Origin of the sequence: Halorubrum sp. Ea8 (genome assembly GCF_002252925.1) — an archaeon.
Taxonomy (GTDB): domain Archaea; phylum Halobacteriota; class Halobacteria; order Halobacteriales; family Haloferacaceae; genus Halorubrum.
Genome location: NZ_NHPF01000019.1, coordinates 1 through 1,101, shown reverse-complemented (window position 1 = coordinate 1,101; position 1,101 = coordinate 1). Strand labels below are relative to the sequence as shown.

At 70.0% G+C, this 1,101-nt stretch carries 2 protein-coding genes; both read right to left on the bottom strand.

Features of this window, described 5'->3' with window-relative positions:
• On the bottom strand, positions 1-789 hold a 789-nt coding region (locus tag DJ74_RS00965), incomplete at its 3' end, for an aldo/keto reductase (RefSeq protein WP_254922113.1).
• 80 nt (positions 790-869) lie between these two features.
• A partial coding sequence (locus DJ74_RS00960; protein ID WP_094526018.1) for a ribonuclease P protein component 4 occupies positions 870-1,101 on the bottom strand: 232 nt, incomplete at its 5' end.

The following is a 1,101-nucleotide window of genomic DNA, read 5'->3' as shown; positions in this document are numbered from 1 at the left end:
TCTCGTGGGCTCGGAGAGGTAGAACCGCTCGAAGCGGTCGTCGAAGCTCGCCCGCGAGCCGTCCGGCGCGATCACCTGCTCGGGGTCGTCCGGGTCGGCGCGCTCGTACTTGCCGGTGAGGAACCCGCCCGCCAGCGGGGAGTACGGGCAGACGGCGATGTCCTGATCGATACAGACGTCGAGGTACTCGCTCACGTCCTCGTAGTAGCCGGCGTGGTGGAGCGGCTGGACCACGTCGAACCGGGCGTAGTCGTTGGCGTCGGCGGTCCACAGCGCCTTCGTCAGCTGCCACGCCGCCATCGTCGACGCGCCGAGGTAGTGGATCCGCCCCTCGCGCACGAGCTCGTCGAGGACGCGCATCGTCTCTTCGATGGGCGTCTCCTCGTCCCAGCGGTGGATGTAGTAGACGTCGAGGTAGTCGGTGTCGAGCCGGTCGAGCGTCCCCTCGACCTGCGCTCGAACGTGCTTGCGCCCGAGCCCCGAGTCGTTGGGGCCGGGCTCGCCGCGCCCGTCGAACGGGAAGTACACCTTCGAGGCGATCACGTAGTCCTCGCGGTCGCGCTCCGCGAGCCACTCGCCGATATATTCCTCGCTCGTGCCGTTCGGACTCCCGTAGACGTTCGCGGTGTCGATGAAGTTGATACCGTGCTCTTCGACCGCGTCGAGCAGCTCGTGAGCCTCCTCGCGCCCGGTCTCGACCACGCCGTTCGTCTCCCGCTCGAAGCGCCACGTCCCGAAGCAGAGCTCCGAGACGCTCAGTCCGGTGTCGCCGAGCCGTCGGTAGTCCATATCCCGCTCCACTCGCCGTCGAGTCATAAAGCGTGGCGACGGCGGCAGCCCGCGGGGCGGGCGCGAGGCTCGCGCCGCGGTCAGTCGAACGGGTACCGCGCCGTCGACCCGCACTCGCGGCAGCGCACGACGACGCGGCCGGGGCGGAGCCGGACGCGCCCCGTCTTGCCGGGGCGGAGGTACACGTCGCAGTCGTCGCAAGTCCGTCGGGAGAAGTCGGCCGGGAGCCCGCAGCGGTTCCGCTCCGCGATCCGACGCGCGAGCGCGACGTACTCCCGAGAGCGGTCGTACTCGCCGTCGACGACCGCCTCG